General features: G+C 70.3%; 18 protein-coding genes. 13 read left to right on the forward strand and 5 right to left on the reverse strand.

The window, feature by feature from the left end:
* From PD653B2_RS23005 to PD653B2_RS23020, 4 genes are all read right to left on the reverse strand, one after another.
* On the reverse strand, positions 1–311 hold a 311-nt coding region (locus tag PD653B2_RS23005), incomplete at its 3' end, for a 2Fe-2S iron-sulfur cluster-binding protein (RefSeq protein ID WP_133059411.1).
* On the reverse strand, positions 308–1,183 hold the full coding sequence (locus PD653B2_RS23010) for a dihydropteroate synthase (protein ID WP_085874760.1): 876 nt from the start codon (positions 1,181–1,183) through the stop codon (positions 308–310). The genes PD653B2_RS23005 and PD653B2_RS23010, both read right to left, overlap by 4 nt.
* Positions 1,184–1,235: 52 nt before the next feature.
* A complete protein-coding gene (locus tag PD653B2_RS23015; RefSeq protein ID WP_085874761.1) occupies positions 1,236–1,901 on the reverse strand; it encodes a corrinoid protein in 666 nt (221 codons plus the stop codon).
* The gene (locus PD653B2_RS23020; RefSeq protein WP_085874762.1) at positions 1,898–2,698 is read right to left on the reverse strand and encodes an IclR family transcriptional regulator; all 801 of its coding nucleotides are present in this window, start codon (positions 2,696–2,698) and stop codon (positions 1,898–1,900) included. Before PD653B2_RS23020 ends, PD653B2_RS23015 begins: the two co-directional genes overlap by 4 nt.
* Positions 2,699–2,744: 46 nt before the next feature.
* Here PD653B2_RS23020 and PD653B2_RS23025 point away from each other — a divergent pair, with 46 nt between their 5' ends.
* On the forward strand, positions 2,745–4,184 hold the full coding sequence (locus PD653B2_RS23025) for a trimethylamine methyltransferase family protein (protein WP_085874763.1): 1,440 nt from the start codon (positions 2,745–2,747) through the stop codon (positions 4,182–4,184).
* 238 nt (positions 4,185–4,422) lie between these two features.
* Positions 4,423–4,611 (forward strand): hypothetical protein, encoded by a 189-nt coding sequence (locus PD653B2_RS23030; protein ID WP_085874764.1) that lies wholly within the window; start codon positions 4,423–4,425, stop codon positions 4,609–4,611.
* A 33-nt stretch (positions 4,612–4,644) separates the two neighbouring features.
* Here the strand turns inward: PD653B2_RS23030 and purU are convergent, their stop codons facing one another.
* Positions 4,645–5,523: a formyltetrahydrofolate deformylase gene (purU, locus tag PD653B2_RS23035; RefSeq protein WP_242665415.1), complete on the reverse strand. Its 879-nt coding sequence runs from the start codon at positions 5,521–5,523 to the stop codon at positions 4,645–4,647.
* Positions 5,524–5,612: 89 nt separating this feature from the next.
* On the opposite strand from purU, the gene PD653B2_RS23040 reads away from it, so the two are divergent.
* From PD653B2_RS23040 to PD653B2_RS23090, 11 genes are all read left to right on the forward strand, one after another.
* Positions 5,613–6,377 (forward strand): IclR family transcriptional regulator, encoded by a 765-nt coding sequence (locus PD653B2_RS23040; protein ID WP_085874765.1) that lies wholly within the window; start codon positions 5,613–5,615, stop codon positions 6,375–6,377.
* A gap of 132 nt (positions 6,378–6,509) precedes the next feature.
* The gene (locus tag PD653B2_RS23045; protein ID WP_085874766.1) at positions 6,510–7,979 is read left to right on the forward strand and encodes an aldehyde dehydrogenase family protein; all 1,470 of its coding nucleotides are present in this window, start codon (positions 6,510–6,512) and stop codon (positions 7,977–7,979) included.
* 10 nt (positions 7,980–7,989) lie between these two features.
* Positions 7,990–9,690, forward strand: a complete 1,701-nt coding sequence (betA, locus tag PD653B2_RS23050; protein ID WP_085874767.1) for a choline dehydrogenase — start codon at positions 7,990–7,992, stop codon at positions 9,688–9,690.
* Positions 9,687–10,757 (forward strand): quaternary amine ABC transporter ATP-binding protein, encoded by a 1,071-nt coding sequence (locus PD653B2_RS23055; RefSeq protein WP_085874768.1) that lies wholly within the window; start codon positions 9,687–9,689, stop codon positions 10,755–10,757. Before betA ends, PD653B2_RS23055 begins: the two co-directional genes overlap by 4 nt.
* The gene (locus PD653B2_RS23060) at positions 10,754–12,808 is read left to right on the forward strand and encodes an ABC transporter permease (protein WP_085874769.1); all 2,055 of its coding nucleotides are present in this window, start codon (positions 10,754–10,756) and stop codon (positions 12,806–12,808) included. The genes PD653B2_RS23055 and PD653B2_RS23060 overlap by 4 nt, the downstream gene beginning before the upstream one ends.
* 50 nt (positions 12,809–12,858) lie before the next feature.
* Positions 12,859–13,863 carry an ABC transporter substrate-binding protein gene (locus PD653B2_RS23065; RefSeq protein WP_085874770.1) on the forward strand — a complete coding sequence of 335 codons (1,005 nt, stop codon included), beginning with the start codon at positions 12,859–12,861 and terminating at the stop codon, positions 13,861–13,863.
* Between the two features lie 139 nt (positions 13,864–14,002).
* Positions 14,003–16,513, forward strand: a complete 2,511-nt coding sequence (locus tag PD653B2_RS23070; RefSeq protein ID WP_085874771.1) for a GcvT family protein — start codon at positions 14,003–14,005, stop codon at positions 16,511–16,513.
* A gap of 1 nt (position 16,514) precedes the next feature.
* A complete protein-coding gene (locus tag PD653B2_RS23075; RefSeq protein WP_085874772.1) occupies positions 16,515–17,267 on the forward strand; it encodes an electron transfer flavoprotein subunit beta/FixA family protein in 753 nt (250 codons plus the stop codon).
* Positions 17,264–18,250 carry an electron transfer flavoprotein subunit alpha/FixB family protein gene (locus PD653B2_RS23080; protein ID WP_085874773.1) on the forward strand — a complete coding sequence of 329 codons (987 nt, stop codon included), beginning with the start codon at positions 17,264–17,266 and terminating at the stop codon, positions 18,248–18,250. The genes PD653B2_RS23075 and PD653B2_RS23080 overlap by 4 nt, the downstream gene beginning before the upstream one ends.
* A 55-nt stretch (positions 18,251–18,305) precedes the next feature.
* Complete coding sequence (locus tag PD653B2_RS23085) at positions 18,306–19,523, forward strand: M15 family metallopeptidase (RefSeq protein WP_085874774.1); 1,218 nt, start codon at positions 18,306–18,308, stop codon at positions 19,521–19,523.
* 20 nt (positions 19,524–19,543) lie between these two features.
* Positions 19,544–20,509: an NADPH:quinone oxidoreductase family protein gene (locus tag PD653B2_RS23090; RefSeq protein ID WP_085874775.1), complete on the forward strand. Its 966-nt coding sequence runs from the start codon at positions 19,544–19,546 to the stop codon at positions 20,507–20,509.
* Positions 20,510–20,543: the final 34 nt, after the last annotated feature.

Raw genomic sequence — 20,543 nt, forward strand, 5'->3', positions numbered from 1 at the left:
CGAGACAGGCGCTGCGCGCCTTCCTCAACCACCGTATTCACTCGGACCTTGCACTTGTGGCAGGTGCCGTGGCCGCCGCAGGTCGAGTCGATCGCGATGCCGTTCCACGACGCCGAGTCGAAGACGGTCACGCCCGGGGGCACCCGCACCTGGCGCTGCACGGTGCGGGCCGGGTCGGCGTCCTGCACGGTGAACGACAGCTCGACGCGGCCGGTGCCGTCGTGCGCCGCGACGTCGGCGCCCGGGGTCGGCAGCAGGCCCTCGCGGCGTACGTCGTCGAGGTCGAACGCCTCGAGCGGCTCGTCCGTCACGCCGATGCGGCCTGCCTCGCGCGGTGCGCGGCGATCCAGGCGCCGCCCCACTCGTCGTGGCCGAGCAGCAGGTCGGCGGCCTTGACCGCCTCGACGATCTGCGGGGTGCGGGTGTCCATGATCGCGGAGGTGAGGCCGGCGGTCATCGCCATCGGGAGGAACGCCGCGCCCAGGGCGTGGCGCGACGGCATGCCGAACGACACGTTGGAGGCGCCGCAGGTCATGTTGACGCCGAACTCGTCGCGGATCCGGCGCATCGTGTCGAGGGTGACGTTCACGACGTCCTGGTCGGCGCCGATCGGCATCGCGAGCGGGTCGATCACGATGTCGGCGGCGGCGATGCCGTACTCCTTCGTCGCGACCTCGATGATCTTGCGGGTCAGCGCGACCCGCTTGTCGGCCTCCATCGGGATCTCGTCGGCGTCGTTCGGCAGCGCGATGATCGCGGCGTCGTACTTCTTGACCAGCGGGAGGATCTGCGCCATCCGCTCGTCCTCGGCGGTGATCGAGTTGACCAGCGCGCGGCCCTGGTAGACCGAGAGGCCGGCCTCGAGCGCCTCCACGACGGAGGAGTCGATGCAGATCGGCTTGTCGGTGAGCTGCTGGACCATCGTGATCGCCTTCGCCAGCAGCTCGGCCTCGTCGGTGAGCGGCACACCCATGTTGATGTCGAGCACGTCGGCGCCGCCCTCGACCTGCGCCTTCACGTCGCGCTCGATCGCCGAGAGGTCGCCGGCGCGCAGCTGCTCCTGGAAGATCCGGCGGCCGGTCGGGTTGATCCGCTCGCCGATCAGGCAGAAGCGGGTGTCGTGGCCGATGACGACCTGCTGGGTCGCCGACCGGAGCACGGTCTGAAGACGCGGCGCGGGCATCAAACGGGGTCCCTGTTCGAAGCGGAGCGAAGCGAGCATTCGAATGGGGTGTTCATGCGGGCACCTTCGAGCGCTTCTCGTGCATGAGCGCCTTCGCGCGCTTCACGGTCTGCGACGCATCGGCGGCGTACCCGTCGGCGCCGACCGCGTCGGCGTACTCCTGCGTCACCGGGGCGCCGCCGACCATGACGATGACCTGGTCGCGCAGCCCGGCCTTCTCGAGCGCGTTCATGTTGGCCTTGAACATCGGCATCGTGGTGGTCAGGAACGCCGAGAAGCCGACGATGTCGGGCTGGTGCTCCTCGATCGCGCTCACGAACTTCTCCGGGGCCACCTGCACGCCGAGGTCGATGACCTCGAAGCCGGCGCCCTCGAGCATGATGTTGACGAGGTTCTTGCCGATGTCGTGGACGTCGCCCTTGACCGTGCCCATCAGGAACTTGCCGATGGTCTCGATGCCGCCCGCGACCAGCAGCGGGCGGAGCCGCTCCATCGCGCCGGCCATCGCGCGGCCCGCGATCAGCATCTCCGGCACGAAGAAGTCGCCGCGCTCGAAGCGGGCGCCGACCTCCTCGAGCGAGGGGATGAGCGCGTCGAAGAGCAGCGTCTGCGGCTCCATGTCGAGCGTCAGTCCCTCCTCGGTGAGCTCGAGGACGCGGGGCGCGTTGCCGACGAGGGTCTCGTCGTACAGCCCCTGCAGGATCTCCTCCGGTGTCATGCCACGCCCTCCTTGGTCACGGTGTTCGGGGTCCGGCCGCGCAGCAGCGTCGAGAGCTGTGTCGCGTGGGTCGAGAGCTGGCGGCCGAGCTCGTCGAGCCGGTCCTCCAGCCGGGGGGTGGGTCCCGAGATGCCGAGGGCTGCGACCACGTCGCCGCGCGGACCCTGGACGGGTACGGCGATGCCGGTGAGCCCCACCTCGAGCTCGTCGTGGGTCACCGCCCAGCCGCGCTTGCGGGTGCGGATGCCGTCGCGGTGCAGCTCCTCGGGGGTGCCGACCGTGCTGTCCGTGAGCCGCTCGAGCTCGCCCGTCGGCACCGCGAGCGCGCCCCAGGCGTAGAACACCTTCCCGAGCGCGGAGGTGTGGGCCGGGACCTCGATCTCGGTCCAGTCCCGGGTGCCGAGCAGGAAGCGCGAGTCCACCTGGGCGACCTGCACGACCTTCTCGCCACGGCTGACGCTGAGGTGCACGGTCTCGTGGGTGTCCTCGCCGATCTGCTCCATGGCGGGCCGGGCCAGCCGGACCAGCTCCTCCCACGGGTCGTGGCGCGCGGCGTACAGCCAGAAGAGGCTGCCGGCGACGTACGACCCGGCGGCGTCGCGCTCGACCAGGCCGGTGCGCTCGAGCGCCGTGAGCATGCGCGAGGTGGTCGACTTCGCGAGCCCGCTGGCCTCCTGGAGGTCGGCGAAGCTCAGCGGCTGGTCGGCGTGCACGACCGTGGAGACCAGCTGCGCGGCGCGGTCGACCGCCTGGGTTCCGCTTGTGCTCGCCTCGACCATACTTCCGTCCTGTTCCATGATGTGGAACTCTGGTCCCACATCATGAGGTTAGGTTGGAGGACCGATGTTCCGCAACACCATGCCGCGTTACGAGATCCTGTCCGAGGAAGCGATGGCCACGCTCGACCGGGGCTGGCGCCGGCTGATGACCGAGATCGGCGTCGAGTTCATGGACGACCGGGCACTCGACCTGTTCCGTCAGGCCGGTCAGCGCGTGGAGGACAAGACGGCCTTCCTCGACCCCGACTGGGTGCTCGAGCAGGTGGCCAAGGCGCCCCGTGAGTTCGACCTCCAGGCCCGCAACCCCGCGAACTCGGTCCACGTGGGCGGCGACTCGATGGCGTTCAGCGCGGTCTACGGACCGCCGTTCGTCCGCGACGGCGAGGTGCGCCGCGACGGGACGATGGACGACTTCCGGAACTTCACCCGCCTGGCCCAGAGCTTCGCGGTGCTCGACTCCGCCGGTGGCGTGATCACCGAGCCCAACGACACCCCGCTGGACAGCCGGCACCTCGACATGACGTACGCGCTGCAGACGCTGACCGACAAGATCTACATGGGCAACGTGGTCTCCGGGGCCAACGCCGCGGACACGATCGCGATGACCGAGATCCTCTTCGGCTCCCGGGAGTCGATCGAGGAGACGCCGGCGATCATCTCGCTCATCAACTGCAACTCCCCGCTGCGCTGGGACGACCGGATGCTCGAGGCGCAGTTCGAGTACTCCTCGGCCAACCAGCCCGTCATCCTCACGCCGTTCATCCTCATGGGGGCCATGTCGCCGGTCACCATCCCGGCCGCCCTGGTGCAGCAGATCGTGGAGGCGCTGTCGGGGATCGCGCTCTCCCAGCTGATCCGGCCCGGTGCCCCCGTCGTCTTCGGCTCCTTCCTGTCCAACATCGACATGCAGTCCGGCTCGCCGACGTTCGGCACGCCGGAGTCGGGGATCGGCCTGCTCTGCACGGGACAGATCGCGCGCCACTTCGGGCTGCCGTTCCGGACCGGCGGGGGGCTCACCTCCTCGCAGGTGCCCGACGCCCAGGCCGGCTACGAAGCGCTGATGACGATGATGCCGACCTTCCTGGCGGGCGCGAACTTCGTCATGCACTCCGCCGGCTGGCTCGAGGGCGGGCTGGTCGCCGGGTTCGAGAAGTTCGTCATCGACGCCCAGCTGGTCGAGATGCTCCAGCACGAGTTCACCCCGCTGGAGATCGACGAGGACTCGATGGCCTTCGGCGCGCACGAGGAGGTCGGCCACGGCGGCCACTTCCTCGGGGCGATGCACACGATGGAGCGGTTCCGCACCTGCTTCTACCGGCCCTTCCTCAACTCGTCGGACAACTACGAGCGGTGGATGCGGGGTGGCGCCAAGGACACCGCCGCCCGCGCCACGGACATCTACAAGAAGAGGCTCGAGGACTACGAGCAGCCGCCGCTCGACGAGGCGATCCGCGAGGAGCTCGAGGCGTTCGTCGTACGGCGCCGGGCGGAGCTCGGCGACTGACCCGAGTCGGCGTGAGTTTCCCCCCGGCGCCCGTCGAGTCGGCGTGAGTTTCCCCCCGGCACCCGTCGAGTCGGCGTGAGTTTCCCCGCCGACGGAAACTGGCGCCGACTCGGCATCGAATTCGGGGAAACTGGCGCCACCTCGGCGGTCCAGACCGGTCGGGCCCGGGGGGTGTCGAGTGGCCCCCGGCGGGAAACCTCTCCTCAGACGAGTCCTGACCCAGCCGATCGGGGGAGACATGACCACGCTTCAGCAGCCAGTGCAGCAGGCCCCGGACGTGCGCGTGCGGGTGTCCGTCCCGGCCAAGGAGAGCAGCGCCGTCACCCGGGCCCGCGGGCTCAGCGACCTCATGGTCCGACGCCCCGAGCTGGCCGGCGTCTACAAGCCGGCGGATGTGGCGACCGAGGCCATCCGCTGGTCAGCCTGACCCCTCACGCGCAGGAAGTCGCGACTCGACGTGTCAGCGGAAGACGACCGTCCGCGAGCCGTTGAGCAGCACCCGTGACTGCGAGTGCCAGCGGACCGCACGGGAGAGAACCTGCGCCTCGACGTCGCGGCCGGCCGACACCAGCTGCTCCTGGTCGTAGCCGTGGTCGACGCGCATCACGTCCTGCTCGATGATCGGGCCCTCGTCGAGGTCGCCGGTCACGTAGTGCGCGGTCGCGCCGACCAGCTTCACGCCGCGGTCGAAGGCCTGGTGGTAGGGCTTGGCGCCCTTGAAGCTCGGCAGGAACGAGTGGTGGATGTTGATCGCCCGGCCGGACAGCTGGCGGCACAGGCCGTCGGAGAGCACCTGCATGTAGCGGGCGAGCACGACGAGGTGCACGTCGTACTCGTCGACCAGCCGCATCAGCTCGGCCTCGGCGGCCGGCTTCGTGTCCGGCGTGACGGGGACGTGGTGGAAGGGGACCCCGTACGACGCGGCGAGCGCGCCGGCGTCGGGGTGGTTGGACACGACGGCCGGGACCTGGATCTGGAGCGAGCCGGTGCTGGCCCGGAAGAGCAGGTCGTTGAGACAGTGCAGGTGCTTGGAGACCATGATCAGCGTGCGGTACGGCGCGGTCGCGTCCCAGAGCTCGAAGCTCATGTCGAACTCCTCGGCCACGGGGCCGAAGGCGGCGCGCATCGCCGCGGCGTCGGTCGAGCCGGGCACCTCGAAGTCGATGCGCATGAAGAACCGGTTGGTGAGCCGGTCACCGAACTGCTGGCACTCGACGATGTTGCCGCCGTGCGCGACCAGGAAGCCGGAGACCGCGTGCACGATGCCGGGGCGGTCGGGGCAGGAGAGGATGAGGACGTAGTCACCCGCGGCGATGGTCGGGGTGGCGAGGTTGGGCACGGGGAACCGCCTTGCCGGAGTAGGTGGAGTGTTGCGCTGGCCGAAACGAAGTCTGCGATACGCAACAAGGCCTACGCTAGTCTCCGGGCATGAGTGAGGGTAGCGCCGGCGTCCAGTCCGTCGATCGAGCCCTCACCATCCTCGAGGTCCTGGCCCGGATGGGCGAGGCCGGGGTCACCGAGATCGCCGGTGAGCTCGACGTCCACAAGAGCACGGCGTTCCGGCTGATGTCGACGCTCGAGTCGCACCGACTCGTCGAGCAGACCAGCGAGCGCGGTCGCTACCGCCTCGGCGTCGGCATCCTGCGCCTGGCCGGCGCCACCACCGCGCGGCTCGACCTGGTGCAGGAGGCCCGCCCGGTCTGCCGCCAGCTGGCCGCCGACACCGGCGAGACCGTCAACATCGCGGTGCTGTCGGAGAGCTCGGCCCTCTACCTCGACCAGATCGCCGGCTCCTCGGCGCTGCAGCCGCACAACTGGGTCGGCCAGCACATCCCGCTGCACGCGACGAGCAACGGCAAGGTGCTCCTGAGCGGCCTCGACGACGCGCGCCTCGGCGAGGTGCTCGGCACCCTCGCGCGCTACACCCCGACGACCATCACCAAGAAGAAGAAGCTGCGCGAGGAGCTGGCCCTGGTCCGCCAGCAGGGGTACGCCGTGGCGATCGACGAGCTGGAGGAGGGGCTGACCGCCGCGGCCGCCCCGATCCACAACGCGCACGGTGACGTGGTCGCCTCGATGAGCGTCTCCGGGCCCACCTTCCGGCTCGGCGCGGACCGGGTCGAGACCGTCGTCCCGCAGCTGCTCGCGGCCGCTGCCGAGGTCTCGCACCGGCTCGGCTGGGGTCACCGCTGAGTCACAACTGAGCGGAACCGCTTGACGGCCGGGTGACCTCGCACCATCCTCAGGACAACAGGCTGGTTGCGCGGAGAGCATCGGGTTGCGCGATACGCAACCAGCGTTCCGCTGCAGGGAGTGGGTCCGCAGGTGGCTGAGCTCTACCTCGACGGTGCGTGGGCGAGCGCGCGCGCCGGAGCACGCCGGGAGATCCGCTGTCCCGCCGACGGCTCGCTCGTCGCCGAGGTCGACGAGGCCGGCGCCGAGGACACCGAGGCGGCCATCGCCGCCGCCCACCGCGCGTTCTACGACGGCGCCTGGCCCACGACGTCCAGCCGCGAGCGCGGCGACCTGCTGCTGACCGTCGCCGACCTGCTCGAGCGCGACGCCGACGACATCGCCCGGATGGAGTCGCTCGACACCGGCAAGCGGTTGGTCGAGAGCCAGTACGACGTGGCCGACGTCGTCTCGGTCTTCCGCCACTTCGGCCGGGTGGCCGCCGAGGACGCCGGCCGGATGGTCGACACCGGCAACCCCGACGTCGTCAGCCGGATCGTGCACGAGCCGGTCGGCGTGTGCGGCCTGATCACCCCGTGGAACTACCCGCTGCTCCAGGTCTCGTGGAAGGTCGCGCCGTGCCTGGCGGCCGGGAACACGTTCGTGCTCAAGCCGAGCGAGCTCACGCCGCACTCCGCCGTCCACCTGATGCGGCTGCTCGAGGAGGCCGGCCTGCCCGCGGGCGTCGGCAACCTCGTGCTCGGCGCCGGTGCGAGCGCCGGTGCGCCCCTCTCGACGGACCCGCGGGTCGACCTGGTCTCCTTCACCGGCGGCCTCGAGACCGGCAAGCGGCTGATGGCCGCCGCGGCCGGCACCGTGAAGAAGGTGGCCCTCGAGCTCGGCGGCAAGAACCCCAACATCGTCTTCGCCGACGCCGACTTCGACGTCGCCCTCGACTTCGCGCTCACTGCCGTCTTCCTCCACTCCGGCCAGGTCTGCTCCGCCGGTGCGCGCCTGGTCGTCGAGGAGTCGATCCACGACGACTTCGTCGACGCGCTCGTGGAGCGAGCCGAGCGGATCCGCCTCGGCGGCCCCTTCGACGACAAGGCCGAGACCGGGCCGCTCACCAGCTCCGCCCATCGCGACAAGGTCGAGGCGTACGTCGCGGCCGGGATCGCCGAGGGCGCGGTGCTCCGGACCGGCGGCGCGCGTCCCGACGACCCCGCGCTCGCTGACGGCTTCTACTACCTGCCCACCATCCTGGACCGCTGCACGAGCGCGATGTCGGTGACGCAGGACGAGTCGTTCGGCCCGGTGCTCACCGTCGAGACGTTCCGCGACGAGGACGAGGCCGTGCGGATCGCCAACGACAGCATCTACGGCCTGGCCGGCGCGGTGTGGACGCAGGACGCAGGCTTGGGCCAGCGGGTCGCGGGCCGGCTGCGGATGGGCACGGTCTGGATCAACGACTACCACCCGTACGTGCCGCAGGCCGAGTGGGGCGGCTACAAGCAGTCGGGCATCGGCCGCGAGCTGGGCAGTGCCGGGCTCGAGGAGTACCGCGAGACCAAACACGTCTGGCACAACATCCGCCCGGCAGAGCAACGCTGGTTCCAGGGCTAGGCGGGCGGACATGGGTGCGGACCGGCAGTACGACATCGTCATCGTGGGTGGCGGCTCGGCCGGGTGCGCGCTCGCCAACCGGCTCTCGGCCGACCCCGGTACGTCGGTGCTCGTGCTCGAGGCCGGCCGCTCCGACTTCCGGATCGACCCCTTCATCCACATGCCGGCGGCGCTTCCGTTCCCGATCGGCAACCGGCTCTACGACTGGAAGTACGAGACCGACCCGGAGCCGAACCTCAACAACCGCCGGGTGTTCCACGCCCGCGGCAAGGTGCTCGGCGGGTCCAGCTCGATCAACGGGATGATCTTCCAGCGCGGCAACCCGCTCGACTACGAGCGCTGGGGCGCCGAGCCGGGGATGAAGGAGTGGGACTACCTCCACTGCCTGCCGTACTTCAAGAAGATGGAGACCTGCCTCGCCGGCGAGGACGCGTGGCGCGGCGGCGACGGCCCGCTGGTGCTCGAGCGCGGCCCGGCCGACAACCCGCTCTTCTCCGCGTTCTTCGACGCCACCGTGCAGGCCGGCTACCCGCGCACCGACGACGTCAACGGCTACCGCCAGGAGGGCTTCGCGAAGTTCGACCGCAACCTCCACCGCGGCCGCCGGCTCTCCGCGGCCCGCGCCTACCTGCACCCGGTGAAGGACCGCAAGAACCTCACCGTCGAGACCCTCGCAATGGCGACGCAGGTCCGCTTCGAGGGCAAGCGCGCGGTCGGGGTCGACTACCTGCGCGGCGGCCGGCTGCACCGCAGGGTGACGGCCGGCGAGGTGATCCTCTGCGGCGGCGCGATCAACACCCCCCAGCTGCTGCAGCTCTCGGGCGTCGGCGACCAGGGCCTGCTCCGCGAGCAGGGCGTCCCGCTCGTCCACCACCTGCCCGGCGTCGGCGAGAACCTGCAGGACCACCTCGAGGTCTACATCCAGTACGCGTCCAAGCAGCCGGTCTCGATCGCGCCCGGCCTCACGTGGCGCAAGCGCCCGGGCATCGGCTACCAGTGGCTCGTCCACCGCCGCGGCCTCGGCGCCACCAACCACTTCGAGGGCGGCGGCTTCGCGCGCAGCAACGAGGACGTCGACTACCCCAACCTGATGTTCCACTTCCTCCCGGTCGCGATCCGGTACGACGGGTCCGCACCGACCGAGGGGCACGGCTACCAGGTGCACATCGGCCCGATGTACGCCGACACCCGTGGCCACGTGCGGATCAGGAGCCGCGACCCGAAGGTGCACCCGTCGCTGCTCTTCAACTACCTGTCGACCGAGAACGACAAGCGCGAGTGGGTCGAGGCGATCCGCGTCGCGCGCGACATCCTCAACCAGCCGGCCTTCGAGCCGTACAACGACGGCGAGCTCTCGCCCGGACCGTCGGTCGAGACCGACGAGGAGATCCTCGACTGGGTGCGCGCCGACGCCGAGACCGCGCTGCACCCCTCCTGCACGGCCAAGATGGGGATCGACGACATGGCTGTCGTCGACCCGGCCACGATGAAGGCCCACGGCGTCGAGGGGCTGCGCGTCGTCGACGCCTCGGTCTTCCCGTTCGTCACCAACGGCAACATCTACGCCCCCGTGATGATGGTCGCCGAGAAGGCCGCCGACCTCATCGCCGGCAACACGCCACTCCCGCCCGCCGACGTGCCGTACTACCGCTATCGCGACGGCACCCCGCTCTACCCGCCGGGCGACAGCCGCAACGAGGAGTCCTCATGACCGCAGTCACCGAGCCCGACACCACGACGGCGTCGACGAGCGCGGACGCCGCGCTGTCGGTGCGCCACCTCTGGAAGATCTTCGGCCGCGGCGCCGACACCATCATCGGGACGCCGGACGCCGACCTGTCGCGGGCCGACCTCAAGGCGAAGACCGGCTGCGTGGTCGGCGTGAAGGACGTGTCGTTCGACGTCGCGCCCGGTGAGGTGTTCGTCGTCATGGGCCTCTCCGGCTCGGGCAAGTCGACGCTGGTGCGCTGCCTGACCCGGTTGATCGAGCCCACCTCGGGCCAGGTCGTGATCGACGGGCACGACGTGACGAAGGCGAGCGAGAGCGAGCTCCGCGACCTGCGCCGCAAGCACACCTCGATGGTCTTCCAGCACTTCGGGCTTCTGCCGCACCGGCAGGTCATCGACAACGTGGCGTACGGGCTCGAGATCCGCGGGATCAAGAAGAAGGAGCGCCGGGCCAAGGCCGAGGAGATCGTGAACCTGGTCGGGCTGTCGGGCTACGAGTTCTCCTACCCCGACCAGCTCTCCGGTGGCATGCAGCAGCGCGTCGGCCTGGCGCGCGCGCTGGCCAACGATCCGTCCCTGCTGCTGTTCGACGAGCCCTTCTCCGCCCTGGACCCGCTGATCCGGCGGGACATGCAGAACGAGGTGATCCGCCTCCACCACGAGCTCGGCAAGACGATGGTCTTCATCACCCACGACCTGCAGGAGGCGCTGAAGCTCGGCGACCGGATCCTGATCATGCGCGACGGCGCGATCGTGCAGATCGGCACGCCGGACGAGGTGGTCGGCGCCCCCGCGGACGACTATGTCAAGGACTTCACCTCGGAGGTGCCGAGGTCCCACGTCCTGACCCTCAAGTGGGTGATGCGGGAGCCCCGTCCCGACGACTCGTCCGAGGGACCGGTGATGAGCTCGAACACCATCGTGCGTCAGGCGGCCCGTGCGGCCCTGGCCTCGGACCACCCGGTCCGGGTGGTCGACGACGGCAAGCTGGTCGGCATCGTCGACGACGACGCCATCTTGCGGGTCGTGGTCGCGGAGGAGGAGGCGTGAGCGCCACCCTCGCGCCGGCTCGGCCTGAACCGGACGCCTCGGCGCCACCCCCACGTCAGCGCGCGTCGATCCCGCGGTGGGGCTGGGCGCTGGTCGTGGTCGGCGTCTGGATCGTGGTGTGGGCGTTCACCAAGGGCAACCACACGCTCGCGATGCCGATCCGCGAGCACACCGACGTGCAGGACAGGCTCACTGGGTTCCGCGACGCCGTCCTGGCGAGCCGGGACACGAACCCGGTCATCCAATTGACGTACGGCATCGGCGAGTGGTTCGGGTCGGCCGTCGACTGGTGCCAGCGGATGATCTCCATCGAGGACTTTCCGCGGCCGGTGCCACAGATCGGGTGGCTCGGGGTCACTGCGATCGCCACCTGGGTCGGGCTCGCCGCTGCCGGGTGGCGCATCGCCGTCCTCGTCGCGGCGTCGTTCGTGTCCTTCGGGCTCTTCGGCTACTGGTCGGAGTCGATGGACCTGCTCATCATCACCTTCGTGGCCGTCGCGGTCGCGGTGGTCATCGGGCTGCCTCTCGCGGTCTACTACGGGACCGCCGGGCGCACCGGGACCGCGGTCCTCACGACCATTCTCGATCTGATGCAGACCATGCCCACCTTCGTCTACCTCAGCCCCATCGTGCTGTTCTTCGGCATCGGGGCATCCGCGGCCGTCGTCTGCACCCTGATCTACGCCCTGCCGCCGATCATCCGGATCGCCGGGTACGGCATCCGCTCGGTGTCGACCACGACGATCGAAGCCACCGACTCGTCCGGGCAGACGGCTTTCCAGCGGCTGCGGAAGGTTCAGCTGCCGATGGCGCGGTCGACCATCGTGGTCGGCGTGAACCAGACGACAATGGCGGCGCTGTCGATGGCGACCATCGCGGCCTTCGTCGACGGCCCCGGCCTGGGTCAACCGGTGCTGCAGGGGCTGATCCGCAACGACGTGGGCAGCGCCTTCGTGCCCGGCATGCTGATCGTGGTGATGGCCGTCATGCTCGACCGGAGCACCACGGCTGCCAGCCAGGCGGCGGAGAAGGCGGCGCGTGGCCAGGTCGACCTCCGGCTGCGTCGAATCGTCCTCGCCGTCGCCGGCGCGGTGACCCTGGCGCTCGTCTACTACTCCCGGCAGAACATGTCGGCGGCGCGGTTCCCCGACTCGTCGTGGGGCGATCGCGTCGCCGACTGGGTCGACAGCTTCTTCACGTGGTTCACCGAGACGTTCCACGGAGTGACCCAGGCGATCGTGGACAGCGTGTCGACGGTGTTGCTGAACCCGCTCCAGGAGCTGCTGGCGCAGTCGCCGTGGTGGTTGGTCGGGCTCGCAATTCTCGCGCTGGGAGCGATCTTCGGAGGCGCCCGCGCCGTGGTCCCAGCCGTGGTCTGCCTGGCCGGCATCCGTTACTTCGGGCTGTGGCACGACGCGATGATCACGCTGAACATGGTCCTTGTCGCCACCCTCCTGGTCATGGTGCTGGCGGTCGTCTTCGGCGTGTGGATGGCTCGCTCGAAGGTCGCCGACATCCTCGTCCGGCCCCTCCTGGACGCCGGCCAGACCATTCCGCCCTTTGTCTACCTGGTCCCGGTCCTGGCGCTCTTCGGCCCCTCGCGGTTCACAGCGATCGTGGCCGGCGTCGTCTATGCCGCGCCGGTAGCCATCAAGCTCGTGGCGGACGGCGTCAAAGGGGTGTCCGCGACGACCCTCGAGGCGTCGCGGTCCACGGGGTGCACCCGCTGGCAGGAGATCACCAAGGTGCAGTTGCCGATGGCTCGCGGATCGCTGATGTTGGCGGCCAACCAGGGCCTCCTCTACGTGCTCTCGATGGTGGTCATCGGCGGGCTGGTCGGTGCCGGGGCGCTCGGTTACGACGTCGCCCTCGGGACGTCCCGCTCGGAGGAGTGGGGCAAGGGTGCGGCCGCCGGGATCACGATCGTCCTCCTGGGCGTGCTGCTGGACCGGATCATGCGGGCGTCGGCGGAGGAGGACGCCGTCTCGAAGAACCCGCTGCAGCAGGCGAAGCGGTTCCCCCGCTTTCCCCACGCGCTCACGGTCCCCTGACTCGGAAAGAACCAACAGAGATCGCACACGCAACGCGACAAGGAGATGGAATGCGAAACACGCGGAACGGATGGAAGCGGGGGGCTGGCCTGGCTGCAGCCGCGGCGTGCGCGTCACTCGTGCTCGGCGCCTGCGGCAGCGACAGCGGCGGGTCGATCGCCGACCAGACGAAGGTCAACGAGTCCAAGGCGGCGGAGGCCGGTGACTGCGGCGACGTGAACATGGCGGTCAACCCGTGGGTCGGCTACGAGGCCGACGCCTACGTCGTCGGCACGCTGATGGAGACCGAGCTCGGGTGCAAGGTCAACTACAAAGAGCTGAAGGAGGACGTCTCCTGGCAGGGCTTCGGCACCGGCGAGGTCGACGTCGTGATGGAGGACTGGGGTCACCCCGACCTCGAGAAGAAGTTCTTCGCCGACCAGGGCGACGGCAGCGCGGAGCCCTTCGGGGAGACCGGCAACGTGGGCATCATCGGCTGGTACGTCCCGCCGTGGCTCGCCGAGGCGCACCCGGACATCCTCGACTACAAGAACCTGAACAACTACGCGAAGGACTTCGCCACGTCCGAGTCCGGCGGTCAGGGGCAGTTCCTGGGCGCCGACCCGTCGTACGTCCAGTTCGACGAGTCGATCGTCAGCAACCTCGACCTCGACTTCAAGGTCGTCTTCTCCGGCAGCGAGGCCGCCAGCATCACGGCCTTCCAGCAGGCAGAGAAGAACAAGGAGTTCCTGATCGGCTACTTCTACGAGCCGCAGTGGCTCTTCGCCGACATCGACCTGCAGCGCGTCAAGCTGCCTGAGTACACCGACGGCTGCCAGGACGACCCGGCCGAGGTCGCCTGCGACTACCCGGAGACCACGCTGCAGAAGGTGGTCTCCACCTCCTGGGCGGACGAGGGCGGCCCGGCCGTCGACCTGGTCAAGAACTTCCAGTGGACCAACGACGACCAGAATGTCGTGGCGAAGTACATCTCCGAGGACGGGATGAAGCCGGAGGACGCCGCGGCGAAGTGGATCGGAGAGAACCCCGACAAGGTCGCCGCCTGGCTGGGCTGATCCGGCTCCACCTCGGGTGATCTCTCGCGCCCGGCCGGGGCTTGACCTCCCGGCCGGGATCGGGCGATCCTAGACTCAGTTTCGTATTACGAATCAGATTGCGCATTACGCAACAGTCCAGACAGATCGGAAGCTCCCCATGGCCACCGTCCCCGCCACGGCCGAGGTCGTCGTCATCGGCGCCGGCATCGTCGGCAACAGCCTCGTCCACCACCTGGCCGAGCTCGGCTGGCGCGACATCGTGCAGCTCGACAAGGGAGCGCTGCCCAACCCGGGCGGCTCGACCGGGCACGCCTCCAACTTCATCTTCCCGGTGGACCACTCCCGCGAGATCACGGACCTGACGCTCGACTCGATGCGGCAGTACCAGGAGATGGGCGTCTTCACCGAGTCGGGCGGCTTCGAGATCGCGCGCACCGAGGAGCGGATGGAGGAGCTGCGCCGGCGGATGTCGAGCGCCAAGGCGTGGGGCATCGAGGCGGAGCTCGTCAGCCCGGAGTTCGTGAAGGAGAAGGTGCCCTTCATCGAGACCGACCAGTTCATCGGTGCCTTCTGGACGCCGAGCGTGGGCGTGGTCGACTCGCTGCGCGCCGGCACGATCATGCGCGAGAGCGCGCTCGCCTCGGGTGCGCTGACCGTCGTACCGACCGTCGAGGTCGTCGGCCTCGACGTGGAGGACGGCCGGATCCGCCGGGTGCGGACCAACGGCGGCGACATCGAGGCGGAGTACGTCGTGATCGCGTGCGGCGTGTGGAGCCCGAAGATCGGCGACATGGCCGGCATCTCGATCCCGCTCACGCCCGCCGTGCACCAGATGATCAGCGTCGGCCCCTGCCCGCAGCTGGCCGAGCGCGAGGGTGAGATCTCGTTCCCGATCATCCGCGACATGGACACGTTCTGCTACGAGCGCCAGCACGGCGCCGACATGGAGGTCGGCTCCTACGCGCACCGCGCGATCCTGCACGAGCCGGAGGACATCCCCTCGATCGAGCAGGCGAAGCTGTCGCCGACCGAGATGCCCTTCACCTCCGACGACTTCGACCCGCAGCTCGAGCAGGCCTACGAGCTGATGCCCGAGCTGCTCGGCGCCGAGGGCGCGGAGATGCGCTACGCGATCAACGGCCTGCTGTCGCTGACCTGCGACGGCAACCCGATCCTCGGCGAGAGCCTGGTCAAGGGGCTGTGGACCGCGTCGGCCGTCTGGATCAAGGAGGGCCCGGGCGTCGGTCGCGCGGTGGCCGAGTGGATGACCCACGGCCACTCCGAGATCGACGTCCACCACAGCGACATCGCGCGCTTCCACCCCCACCAGATGCGCCGCGAGCACACCCGGCTGCGCACCACCGAGGCCTTCATCAAGACCTACGGGATCATTCACCCGGCCGAGCAGTACGAGTCCGACCGCGACCAGCGGCTCGCGCCGATGCACGAGTCGCAGAAGAAGCTCGGCGCGGTGTTCTTCGAGACCGCCGGCTGGGAGCGGCCGCAGTGGTACGAGTCCAACGCCGGCCTGCTCGAGGAGTACGGCGACGCCGTGCTGCCGCGGGAGCACGAGTGGGACTCCCGCTGGTGGAGCCCGATCATCAACGCCGAGCACCTCCGGATGCGCGAGGCCGCCGGCGTGATCGACCTGTCGGCCTTCCAGATCTTCGACATCACCGGACCCGGGGCCCTCGACACCGTGCAGCGCACCTGCGTCGCGCAGTGCGACGTCGCGGTCGGCAAGGTGATCTACACACCGGTGCTCGACCCGAAGGGCGGGTTCGTCTCCGACCTCACCGTGATGCGGCTCGGCGACGACCACTTCCGCGTCGTCACCGGAGGAGCGCACGGGCGGGCCGACCTGCAGTGGTTCACCCGCCAGCTCCCCGCCGACGGCGCCACGACGATCGCCGACCACACCGACGAGATCTCGACGATCGGCCTGTGGGGTCCGCGGGCGCGCGACATCCTCGCCGCGCTCACCCCCGACGACGTGTCCGACGCCGGCTTCGGCTTCCTCTCCTGCCGCGAGATCCAGGTGAAGGGCACGACCGTGCTCGCGTCGCGGATCTCCTACGTCGGCGAGCTCGGCTGGGAGCTCTACGTCGCGATGGACGACGCGGCCGAGCTCTGGGAGACGCTGCTCGAGGCGGGCGCCGAGCACGGCGCCGTCCCCGTAGGCATCGGCGTCTACGGCACCACCGGCCGGATCGAGAAGGGCTACCGCGCGTTCGGCTACGAGCTCGACGCCGAGCGCTCCATCGTCGAGGCCGGCATGCAGCGGCCCAAGGTCAAGGCCGCCGACTTCGTCGGCCGCGAGGCGTACGTCGCGCAGCGGGGGGCGCCCGTCCGGTCCGTGCTCTGCACCCTGGTCGTCGACGACCACACGTCGGCGTCGGGTGTGAAGCGCTACATGCTCGGCGGCGAGCCGATCCTGACCCGCGACGGCGGCACCCTGACCGACGGGCACGGCCACCACCCCTACGTCACCACCGCCGGCTCGGCGCCGTCGCTGGGCAAGCACCTGCTGCTCACCTACCTGCCGCCGGCCGAGGCGACGATCGGCAACCAGCTCGCGGTGTCCTACATGGAGGAGCTGTACCCGGTCACCGTCGGCTCGGTCGACGCGACGGCGCTCTTCGACCCCGACAACGCCCGGATGCGCTGACATGACGAACGTGCTGGTCTGCATCAAGCGGGTCGTCGACTCGTCGAGCGAGGTCGTGCTGACCGACGACGGCCAGGCCGTCGACGGCCGGTTCGCGGGCTTCACGATGAGCGCCCACGAGGAGTGCGCGGTCGAGCTCGCTGTCCAGATCGCTGCCGCGACGGGCGGTGCGGCGACCGTGCTGACGCTCGGCGACGCCGACGCGACCGAGCAGCTCCGCTCCGCGCTGGCCGTCGGCTGTACCGCGGCCGTGCACATCGTCGCCGACTCCCAGACCTTCGGCCCGGCCGACGTCGCGCGCGAGATCGCCGTCGTGGCCCGCGACCACGACCTGGTGCTGCTCGGCAACGACGCCGCCGACAGCGGGGACTTCCAGGTCGGCATCCGGTTGGCCTACGAGCTCGGCCGCCCGGTCGTCAACGGCGTCACCAACGTCGTCGTCGAGGACGGCGTCGCTGTGGCGAGCGGCGCCGGGCCCGACGGGCACGAGACCTACCGGGTGCCGCTGCCGGCCGTCGTCACGATCCTCGAGGGCGGGGTCGAGCCGCGCTACCCGACCGTGCCCGGCCGGATGAAGGCCAAGAAGGTAGCGATCGAGGAGCGCACGCCGTCGGCCGCACCGGCCGGGCCGGCCCGGGTCCGGCTGCTGCTCCCGCCGCCCGCGCCGAGCAACGTGCAGATCCTCGGCAAGGGCGCCGACGCCGCGCCCGCGGTGGTCGACCTGTTCGAGCAGCTGGGGGTGCTGGCCCGATGATCCTGGTGCTGGTCGAGACATCCCCGTCCAGGGAGGCGGTCGAGGTCTCCCGCGAGGCGGTCACCTTCGCCCGCTCCCTGTCGGACTCCGGCGGCGGCGTGCCCGTCGACGCGGTGGTCGTCGGCGCGGCGTCCGAGGCGCTGGTCGCCACCCTCGCGTCGTACGGCGTCCGCCAGGTGCACGTGCTCGAGGGCGACGCGTTCGCGGCCTTCTCGGGAGCGGCCTGGGCGTCGGGGATCCTGGCCGTGCGCGCGTCGGCCGGCTCGGTCGTCGTGATGGCCGCGGGCACTCCTCGGGGCAACGAGGTGATGGCCCACGTCGCGGCGCGCGCCGGGGTCGCGATGGCCGCCAACGTGCTGTCGTTCAGCGGGCTCTCGCCGTTCGTGGTGACCCGCCAGGTCGTGGGCGGCTCCGCCCTCGAGGAGATGCGGCTCTCCGACCGGCCGGCCGTCTTCACCGTCGCCGGGCACGCGGTCGAGGCGAGCCCGGCGGCGGCGCCCGGACCGGGTGAGGTCGTCACCCACACCCCGGACGTCGACGCCGCCGACCTGGTCGCCCGGGTCGTCTCGTCGGAGGAGCCCGAGCCGGACCTGTCCGGCACCCTCACGTCGGCCCGTGTCGTCGTGGGCGCCGGCCGAGGCGCCGGCAGCTCCGACGGCTTCGCCGACCTGCTGGAGCTGACCGAGCTGGTCGGCGGCTCCCTCGGTGTCTCGCGCGTCGTGACGTCGCTCGGCTGGCGGCCGCACCACGAGCAGGTCGGCCAGACCGGGTCCCGCATCTCGCCCGACCTCTACATCCCGTGCGGCATCAGCGGCGCGATCCAGCACTGGGCGGGCTGCTCGACGGCCAAGAACATCCTCGCGATCAACACCGACCCGGACGCGCCGATGGTCACCAAGGCGACGTACGCCGTGATCGGCGACCTGCACGAGGTCGTGCCGGCGATCAACGAGGAGATCAGGCGTCGTCGCTCGGCTGGTTGAGGTTCCCGGGGCGCTGCTCCGGGGTAGACGTACCCTGACCACGGGAGGGGTTGTCATGCGGGTGGGGCGCGCACTGGGTACGGCGATGCTGCCGTGCCTGCTCGTGCTGACGGCCTGCAGCGGCTCCTCGAAGGCCGACGACCCGGCTCCGCCGTCCACGAGCGCGACCGCCGCGGCCGAGACCGGCGACGGCCAGACCGCCGCCCCCGCTCTCGACCCCGCGCACGCCGTCGAACCGCCCGGGGAGCGCACCGGGGCGATCGCCTACTCCGACATCATCGTGAACGGCTCCAAGACCCTCGACGCCGCGACGATCGCGAAGGTCCAGAGGCTGAAGGGCGTCCAGGACGTCGAGGCGATCTCACTGGCCGAGGTGCCGATCGAGAACCAGGCGCTCACCGTCGCCGCGGTCGACCCCGCGACCTACCGCAACTTCACCATGCTCAACAGCGCCCTCAAGGACGTGGTCTGGGACCGGGTCGCCGGCGGCGAGCTCGCGATCCGGCCGGCCCTGGAGAAGAAGCTGCCCATCGACGAGGACGACTTCCTGCGCCTCGGCAGCACCGACGACGCACCCGCGGTGCACATCGGTGCCCTGGCCCCGCTGTCGCCGCAGATCGACGCCGTCGTCAACGACACCTGGATCCCGACGCTGAACATGGTGCCCGACAACGCGCTGCTGATCCGCACCGGCAGCACCTCGCCGATCACCCTCCGCACGCCGATCGAGAAGATCCTCAGCGGCACCAAGGCGTCGGTGCAGATGACCGACGTCGTCGCCCGCGAGGGCCTCGACCCCGACGTCGTCCAGACCGCGGTCGTCGTCGGCACCGTCGCCGACGCGGTCGGCACCTTCCGCTACACGGTGCTGTCGGGCGGCCACATCGCACCCGACCCGGCCTGGGAGGCCGCCCACATCACCACCCAGACCGTCCCGATCCTCGGCAGCGTGACCTGCAACAAGGCGATCTTCCCGCAGCTGATCGCCGCGCTGAACGACGTGCAGGCGCAGGGGCTGGCCGACACGATCCACCCCGGCGAGTACGCCGGCTGCTACTACCCGCGCTTCATCGCCGGGACGACCAGCCTCTCCAACCACGCGTTCGGGCTCGCCCTGGACATCAACGCCATCGAGAACCAGCGCGGCACCGCCGGCCGGATCGACCGCGGCGTGGTCACGATCTTCAAGCGCTGGGGCTTCACCTGGGGCGGCGACTGGCGCTACACCGACCCGATGCACTTCGAGATGAACACCCTGGTCAACCCTCAGTGACCTGCCGATAGCGTCGCCCCATGCGCGCAGTCCAGGTCGTCACCACCACCGGTCCCTCCGACGTCGTCGTCCGCGACGTACCCGAGCCCACGCCCGGGCCCGACGACGTACTCGTCGAGGTGCACCGGGTCGGCATCTCGTTCCCGGACCTGCTGCTCAGCAAGGGCGAGTACCAGATGAAGCCCGACCCGCCGTTCACCCTCGGCGTCGACTTCGCGGGCACGGTGGTCTCCGGGCCCGGCTTCGAGCCGGGCCAGCGGGTCGCCGGCGTCGGCGGCTGGGGCGGCGCCTCCGAGCTGGTGGCCAACCCGGCCGCGTTCACCTTCGCCCTGCCCGACAACCTCTCGTACGACGAGGGCGCGGCGCTGCCCATGAACTACCTCACCGCCCAGTTCGCGCTCGCCGACCGCGGCCACCTCCAGGCGGGCGAGACCGTCCTCGTGCACGGCGCGGCCGGCGGCGTCGGCACCGCGACCATCCAGGTCGCCAAGGGGTACGGCGCGCGCACCATCGCGGTCGTCAGCACCGACGAGAAGGCCGCGATCGCGAAGCAGGCCGGAGCCGACGAGACGGTGCTGGTCGACGGCTTCCGTGACGCGGTCAAGGAGCTGACCGGCGGCCAGGGCGTCGACGTGGTCCTCGACGTCGTCGGCGGCGACCTCTTCACCGACTCGCTGCGCTCGCTCGCGACCCAGGGCCGGCTGCTGGTGGTGGGCTTCGCCGCCGGCCAGGGCATCCCCGAGGTCAAGGTCAACCGCCTGCTGCTCAACAACGTCGACGTCCGCGGCGTCGGCTGGGGCCCCTACGCGATGGTCCGGCCCGGCTTCATGCAGCAGCAGTGGGCCGAGCTGCTCCCGATGATGGAGTCCGGTGTCGTGAAGCCGCCGGTCGGCCGGACCTACGAGCTCGAGGAGTTCGGGCAGGCGCTCACCGACATGGAGGAGCGGCGCACCCTCGGCAAGTCGGTCGTGAAGGTCCGCGGCTGAGGCGTCCGGCGGTAGGTGGTTTCGAGGCTCCTCG

The organism is Nocardioides sp. PD653-B2 (assembly GCF_002117935.1).
Lineage (GTDB): Bacteria > Actinomycetota > Actinomycetes > Propionibacteriales > Nocardioidaceae > Nocardioides.

Excerpts from the sequence above, each read along its gene's own strand:
- PD653B2_RS23075 (WP_085874772.1), top strand. The coding sequence starts at position 16,515 with ATGACGAACGTGCTGGTCTGCATCAAGCGGGTCGTCGACTCGTCGAGC.
- PD653B2_RS23080 (WP_085874773.1), top strand. The coding sequence starts at position 17,264 with ATGATCCTGGTGCTGGTCGAGACATCCCCGTCCAGGGAGGCGGTCGAG.
- PD653B2_RS23070 (WP_085874771.1), top strand. The coding sequence starts at position 14,003 with ATGGCCACCGTCCCCGCCACGGCCGAGGTCGTCGTCATCGGCGCCGGC.
- PD653B2_RS23030 (WP_085874764.1), top strand. The coding sequence starts at position 4,423 with ATGACCACGCTTCAGCAGCCAGTGCAGCAGGCCCCGGACGTGCGCGTG.
- PD653B2_RS23055 (WP_085874768.1), top strand. The coding sequence starts at position 9,687 with ATGACCGCAGTCACCGAGCCCGACACCACGACGGCGTCGACGAGCGCG.
- PD653B2_RS23010 (WP_085874760.1), bottom strand. The coding sequence starts at position 1,183 with ATGCCCGCGCCGCGTCTTCAGACCGTGCTCCGGTCGGCGACCCAGCAG.
- PD653B2_RS23020 (WP_085874762.1), bottom strand. The coding sequence starts at position 2,698 with ATGGAACAGGACGGAAGTATGGTCGAGGCGAGCACAAGCGGAACCCAG.
- PD653B2_RS23015 (WP_085874761.1), bottom strand. The coding sequence starts at position 1,901 with ATGACACCGGAGGAGATCCTGCAGGGGCTGTACGACGAGACCCTCGTC.
- betA (WP_085874767.1), top strand. The coding sequence starts at position 7,990 with ATGGGTGCGGACCGGCAGTACGACATCGTCATCGTGGGTGGCGGCTCG.
- PD653B2_RS23040 (WP_085874765.1), top strand. The coding sequence starts at position 5,613 with ATGAGTGAGGGTAGCGCCGGCGTCCAGTCCGTCGATCGAGCCCTCACC.
- PD653B2_RS23025 (WP_085874763.1), top strand. The coding sequence starts at position 2,745 with ATGTTCCGCAACACCATGCCGCGTTACGAGATCCTGTCCGAGGAAGCG.
- PD653B2_RS23085 (WP_085874774.1), top strand. The coding sequence starts at position 18,306 with ATGCGGGTGGGGCGCGCACTGGGTACGGCGATGCTGCCGTGCCTGCTC.
- PD653B2_RS23090 (WP_085874775.1), top strand. The coding sequence starts at position 19,544 with ATGCGCGCAGTCCAGGTCGTCACCACCACCGGTCCCTCCGACGTCGTC.
- PD653B2_RS23065 (WP_085874770.1), top strand. The coding sequence starts at position 12,859 with ATGCGAAACACGCGGAACGGATGGAAGCGGGGGGCTGGCCTGGCTGCA.